Annotated in this window: 7 protein-coding genes; 2 read left to right on the forward strand and 5 right to left on the reverse strand. The window is 50.5% G+C overall.

All coding sequences use genetic code 11. The annotated features are described in order from the left end of the window. Positions 1-261: 261 nt before the first annotated feature. Complete coding sequence (locus Q1A53_RS21125; RefSeq protein WP_299970574.1) at positions 262-1,347, reverse strand: hypothetical protein; 1,086 nt, start codon at positions 1,345-1,347, stop codon at positions 262-264. Between the two features lie 163 nt (positions 1,348-1,510). Between Q1A53_RS21125 and Q1A53_RS21130 the strand changes: the two genes are divergently transcribed. Continuing rightward, positions 1,511-2,374, forward strand: a complete 864-nt coding sequence (locus tag Q1A53_RS21130; RefSeq protein WP_299970577.1) for a hypothetical protein — start codon at positions 1,511-1,513, stop codon at positions 2,372-2,374. Positions 2,375-2,386: 12 nt separating this feature from the next. Here the strand turns inward: Q1A53_RS21130 and Q1A53_RS21135 are convergent, their stop codons facing one another. The 3 genes from Q1A53_RS21135 to Q1A53_RS21145 form a co-directional block, all read right to left on the reverse strand. Beyond that, positions 2,387-2,944 carry a hypothetical protein gene (locus Q1A53_RS21135; protein ID WP_299970580.1) on the reverse strand — a complete coding sequence of 186 codons (558 nt, stop codon included), beginning with the start codon at positions 2,942-2,944 and terminating at the stop codon, positions 2,387-2,389. A gap of 248 nt (positions 2,945-3,192) precedes the next feature. Next, complete coding sequence (locus Q1A53_RS21140; RefSeq protein WP_299970583.1) at positions 3,193-3,858, reverse strand: thermonuclease family protein; 666 nt, start codon at positions 3,856-3,858, stop codon at positions 3,193-3,195. Between the two features lie 182 nt (positions 3,859-4,040). Next, positions 4,041-4,718: a DNA methyltransferase gene (locus tag Q1A53_RS21145; RefSeq protein WP_299970587.1), complete on the reverse strand. Its 678-nt coding sequence runs from the start codon at positions 4,716-4,718 to the stop codon at positions 4,041-4,043. A gap of 433 nt (positions 4,719-5,151) precedes the next feature. On the opposite strand from Q1A53_RS21145, the gene Q1A53_RS21150 reads away from it, so the two are divergent. Continuing rightward, the gene (locus Q1A53_RS21150) at positions 5,152-5,499 is read left to right on the forward strand and encodes an H-NS histone family protein (protein WP_299970590.1); all 348 of its coding nucleotides are present in this window, start codon (positions 5,152-5,154) and stop codon (positions 5,497-5,499) included. A 147-nt stretch (positions 5,500-5,646) separates the two neighbouring features. Here the strand turns inward: Q1A53_RS21150 and Q1A53_RS21155 are convergent. Beyond that, positions 5,647-6,000: hypothetical protein (locus Q1A53_RS21155; protein WP_299970593.1), on the reverse strand; the 354-nt coding region annotated here is incomplete at its 5' end.

Here is a 6,000-nt window from a genome sequence, read left to right on the forward strand (position 1 = left end):
AGACGTGTGATCAGAACGCCGAAGTCCGCGTAAGTTGAGCGTCTGCGATCTAAGAGGTCATCAGCTCGTATCCATACCTCTCAATTTCCCAAAACACAGTAGTAATAAGCCCCAGAAATCTTGGTCACCGCCAGTTTAAGAACTACCCCTACCTTAAGGTTGAGCCTATCGGGATCCTATCCCTAACGGTACATCCTGTGGTATGCCGCTATCGCCTTAAATCTCAAATAATAACTGCAATCTGAGCGCATTGCGCAGGACTTAATTGCATAGCACTTCCCGAATATCAGTGAACCGGGCAGGATCGTGATGGTAGAATGACTTCAGTATGCTTGCAAAATTGTACATCGTTAAAACGTCAAGCTGGCTGACTGCGTATGGTCCTGCAGTGGGCTCCCACAAAGGCTCATTTGCCAGAGTTTCAAAGGGCAAGACTGAAATCTCACTTAGGGTCGTACCGGAGGGGTCTTGCCGCCAGTGAATGCGCAGTGGCGTCGAGCTAAGTTTAAGTGACGCTTCTTCAGCCACGAGATATGCGCTCATCAGATCACTTTCCATTACATTAAAGTAGCTACTAACTGACTCGGCAAATGATATGCTCTCGACCTCCGACATGAGTTCCGTAGCGTATCGCGCAAAGATTCCCCCGAAATCTTCCGGGCTTGGGTCGTTCGGGAACAGTTTGGATTCTACCCATACTGATTTTACTTCAAAAAAGTCCATGCGCCTCAAAAGCGGCAAGAAATCCACCGTTCCCGGTTTAGCAAACTCGCGTGCGACGTAGACTCTCGAAAAAGAGCTGGTTTGAGGTATAAAAACCATACCTAGGCGGGCAAGCTCTTCAGTGTCTTCGATTGGCGGCAGGGAGTAGAGTAGTTTGCCACCGCGCTCTATGAATTGTGCTATGGGACATTCCACGCCGGGATGGAACTCAACTTTGTATCTGAGGTCGCTGTGAACCAACGCTAGGCCCCCGCCGTCGATACGCTCCAACTCCACGTCAGATAATGACACTTTCTCAGACAATTCGCCATTCGGGGCGAAGAACGTGAAGAAGCCGTCTATGAACACGCCGCCTCCAACCCGATTTCCCCCGCTTCCGAACACAGCAGAAGCGGCTCGCGGAGCGATATTCTTGGTGGCGAGATTTTGACTCCGTGAGATGGGATCAATAAGGTTTGTAAGTCCAGCAAGTGCTTGGCTGACCGATAGGATCATTGCCAAAGTAGTAGCTGTAAAGCAGTTTGATACAGATTGGATTCGCATGAAATTCTTCCATAGTTTTCCAAGAAAGTTCGCAACTCGGGCTGATAAATTCGTAAAAAGTAAAGCTTCGGAGAACCTCACGATTCTGTCAAGGGGGGTAGATACACTTGTGTCGATATCCGAATACGGTCTTCTTTGTACTCCCGAGTGGTTACCCTTCTCCTCTCGCTCTACACGTACACTCGGCGGAGGTGGAGCCTTAGTGCCCTCAGATCTGGGTCGGTTTTCACAAAGTCGTTTTTGCGTGACCGTTCTGGAGCCAAATGAGCTCTACAAGAACTACAGCCAGAAAACTACTGCAGAGACCGAAGTCGCTGTCTCCCACGCTGATGTGTTCGGTCCTTTCACTATTGGTTTTTCAGATGAAGTGGGAAGAAGAATTGGCCTCATGCCAACGATTTACTATAGCCCTACTGATAGCCAGGGTTTTCTTTCAACCGATGACTCCACAGCAGAAATTGGTGTCAGTCTGCAACTTATTCAATCACTATACGACCTACGAAACGTCATGACGTCGCTTCTCGTGTTAGAGCACGCCTACTCCAAATACGACGATACAACGGACCTTGCTTCGTTAGACTTGTCGGAGATTCTTGGAAAGAAGGTATCGGAGCTCCCAGCCTTCAAGTTGGCCAACTCGCTTAGCAAATTCAAGTTGGACCTTCTAACGGAGCCATTCAATTTTCATCGGCTGCCAGCCATCTACTTGCTAGATCACTTAGAGATAGTACTTACCCTGTTCCAATCGTCTGATGATTTGCAAACGGGAGTGGCTCTCGACTACTTTCAACAGCGCGAATGGCGGCTCGTACAGCATTTTCATCCCAGTCTTTTTTGGTATTCCCTTGGTGATCATGCAGACTACAAGGATGAAAACAGGAGGTCTCGGTTGCTGCAAAGGAGGGAAATACAAGCCAAGATTGGTCGAAGCCAAGGATATTTAAACGCTTGCTGGGTCCTCGAGAGCATCGATGGTGTCCCGATCCGGGACTTGGTGTCATTCGTCAGCGCGCCAAATGAGTCACTTGACTTGATTGGTCAGGATATCTCAGATCTGTTCCCATCAGCTACTTTCGTTCCAGCCGAGGATCTCGGCTTCGATGGTTGACATATTAGCCCTTTAAGACAGAAACCCCAAATCCTTGAACAGTGCTTCTCGGAAGTCATCATAAAGTGCATTGAATTCCTTTCTAGTAATGCGTTTACTCTCTTTTACAAACATTTCCTGATACTCCTCTTTCCAAACAGCTGAAGATTCTGCAAACATATCGAAATTGCTCCGTATCAGTAGTGTCGTACCTCGACCACGTCCCGTCTCAAAAGCTCCAGCCATCAGATCATTGAATTTTTTCATCGTCGCCGCAGTGAAGATGGGAGAATATGCAAATATTTTCTCCTCGATGCGTCTCTTGGCATCGATAATGCTTTCGGGATTGTATTCTCTCCAGGGCCCGACGTAATTGAATGTACAGAAGAGCAAATTAAGATCTGGTGCAATTTCGTCATAGATGTCTTTCTTCCATGACCGGCTGAATTCTCGCTGATCAAGCCGCTGCTCGAATTTTTTCTCGATGCGAGATACTAAGATTCCGAGCATTAAAAGTACAGCAGGAATGGCAAAGTTAGCCACAAGCTTCGCTATCTCGAGGCTGTTCCAAGGTGTATCGGAGACTGTCACTCTTTAATCCTTTTTCCTTGACAAAAGAAACATCGCCTACAATAAATCGGGATCGCATTTCGCTAAGATAAGTTAATCATTTTATCACCGATTAAGAGGTGCCGCAATCGCTTCGCTCCAACGAAGCATAACGTATCAAACAGTACTTGGGGGTCGTCAAGTACGGCCCTGCTTTCTCCGAGAATAGGATCAGCGCTACAATACGGTTATCGCAAAAAATTCTGCGGATTCATCCTCAGACTAGTAGCCTATCTACCTGCCACTGGCCGCCATCCCGCGGCGAGCGCCTGCGCCTCATCGCAGAACCAGCGTTCTCCGGCGTCTGTGTCGATCTTGGTGTTGGTGTAGTTAGGTGACCATGGTGTGTGGTAGATCTTCTGCTTGTCCTTGCCGGAGCTGATATTGCCCTTGATCGGGCAGCGACCATCCGGGGCCTCTGCGAGCGCCCTGTTCCATTTGTCGTTGCGGAAGTCCCACGGTGTTTGCGTCTCAGCTTGCCAAACGCCGATTGCGTGAGACCTCGCGGTACCTTCTAACGACACATAGTCATCGCTGTACTCGGTAAAGGCCCAGGCAAGACCCTCTTCGATCAGGGTTTGCGCGATGTCCTCGCCGTCGACTTCGCACCGGGAGATGATCCGACCATACGGATCGCGGCTGAGCGCTTCGCAGGTGATGTCCTGATCCGCGATAAGAACTGTGAGCCGATTGATTGCAGCAGCGCCGCAACGCCATGTCCCACCATCCTTTGAACTGCACCGCTGCCCCTTTTCTGGTGCGTCGATCCCGTGCAGCCGGATCAGGAGTGGTCCGATCTCAAGGGTATCGCCGTCAAAGATGCTCAGCGCACCGCGCACCGTGATGGATTGCGCACCTTCTGGGGTTGGCTCTGCATGAGCGGGCGTGTGCGCCATGACCATTGCCATAACAAATGCCTGTCTTGCTTCATTTCCTGCACAGCTTTGGGCGAAGGCCCGATCCGGGCCTTCGCGCGATTTTTCCAAGAAACGCCTTTTGCCGTGCCAGCTGCTATCGGCTGGCACGGTGTTCACTTGTTGCAATGTGATGGCTTGTCGCTTGTCGTTTGAATGAGTGCCTAGGCTACCATCCGACTTTGCTCCCGTCTCTCAATGTAACGCAGCGCACCCGTTATGCGATTGCTTGCTTTTGCAGAGTGCCTTGCATCAAGTTCAAAGCCCTGTGTTTGACGCCCGCTCAATAGACTCGCGACGCAGGTGGACCCAGAGCCCGCAAAGGGGTCCAACACTGTGTCACCGGGTTTGGAGAAACACCGAATGAGGGGTGTGAGGATTTCGACGGCTTTCTCGGTTGGGTGGAACTTGTTACCGGAATAGACCCACTCTTGAACGTCATTGATGGGGCGGGATGGCCTCTTCGGGTTTCCCTTTGCCAAAATATAGGCGCTCTCATGGCAATAGCGCGCATAGTTGGTTCGTGAGGCATAGGGTTTGTGCCATACAAAATGACCAACAATCCGTAGGCCCGCACTTTGCCATGCGGCGCCAAACGCAGGCAGGGCTGACCATCCGCAAAAAGAAATAAGGTAGCTATCGCGTTTCATGACGCGGGCGAGCGGATTAAAGACGGGCAACACCCCGTTTGGATTATCGTCATTGGCAACGCGCCGCCCGTCGCGGTCACGGTAATTCACCAGATAAGGAGGGTCCGTCACCACCAGGTCAATTGATTGGTCTGCTACGCTTCCGAGTAAGTCTTTGGCATCGCCGCAATGGATTTTGTTGAGTTCAAGCATGAGTTTTTTCCTTTGTAAGAGTTGCGCTTGAACCTCTGCCCAGCGGCGAGCGTCCTGTTAAAACAAACAAGGAAAACCGCGCTCGCAGAGCGCGTCCTTATCAGGACGGCTCGATCAAAGGCCGGGGACGGGGCAACAGGTTTTGTGGGGGACCGTTTAGGCGTTTCCGAAACGGCCACGTTTCGGCGAAAACGCCTTACGGGTAAAACCTGTTGCGCCGCAGCCGGAGGCGTCGCCGGATTTGATGTAAGCTGAAAGACAGGTTCCAAGCGTGGGTACACCCACGCGCAAAAATAGTGTCAGCGGCGTAGCCGCTGTCCAAAGCCAATCATACGAGAAAGTGCCATACCTAATGCCATTCTATCATTCGCCTTGAACTCCAAAAGAGACATGGCTATTGCACTGACTAAATGGTCCGAAAAAGCAGGCAGAAATGGCACTTAATCTCAAGAACAAATCCAGCAAAGATCTCACCAAGCTGATTGCAGATGCCGAGAAGCAGTTGAAGAAGCTTGAAGCACAGGAGAAGAAGCAGGCTCTTGCCGCTGCTGTAAAAGCGGCCAAGCAACACGGCTTCGATCTTGCGGAGATTGTGCCGTCATCAAGATCGGTCAAGCGTCCGGCCCAAAGATCCAAGCCAAAGGCGCCGGCCAAACCCAAGTACGCACACCCGGAAAACCCGGCGCTCACCTGGTCGGGCAGAGGCCGTCAGCCGGTATGGTTCAAAGAAGCAGTTGCTGCAGGTAAAAGGCTGGAAGACTTAGCAATAAAGAAGGCGTGAGTTCAGCAAAAATGATCGTCGTAGATGTCTTGGCTTGCTCTGCGCTTAGTGAGTAAGCTCACGTGTGACAGGGGATTTGGCCTTGCGCATCGGAGAAAACCTCTGCGATTAAATTTAGGCCAGACCTCACTAACCAAATTGGAGGAATTAGTGTTCCTCCAATGGTGCGACTGCATCACCAGCCCCGCCGAGCTCAAAAGCCTCGCCATTTTTCGAAAGAGCATACTTCTTTAGTTCTGAAATTGGCACATTGAATTTCTTGTTACATCCAGAACATATGCAACCCATCAATACTAAGTGTGGCTCTTCTGATTGAGCAAGATATCTAACTCCAAGACCGTCACTTCTTATCGGACCATGGATAGCGAGGGCCCCACACTTACACTGTGCTCCAAGGCAGTACCGTACATTGGAAATTGTGTTTTTGATCCTCCCCCACTGGAGTGGTCCTCCGCTATGTTTAGGAAAACGGAGGAATACCATGGCAAACAAGCGACCAAA

This window comes from uncultured Roseobacter sp., assembly GCF_947496515.1.
Taxonomy (GTDB): domain Bacteria; phylum Pseudomonadota; class Alphaproteobacteria; order Rhodobacterales; family Rhodobacteraceae; genus Roseobacter.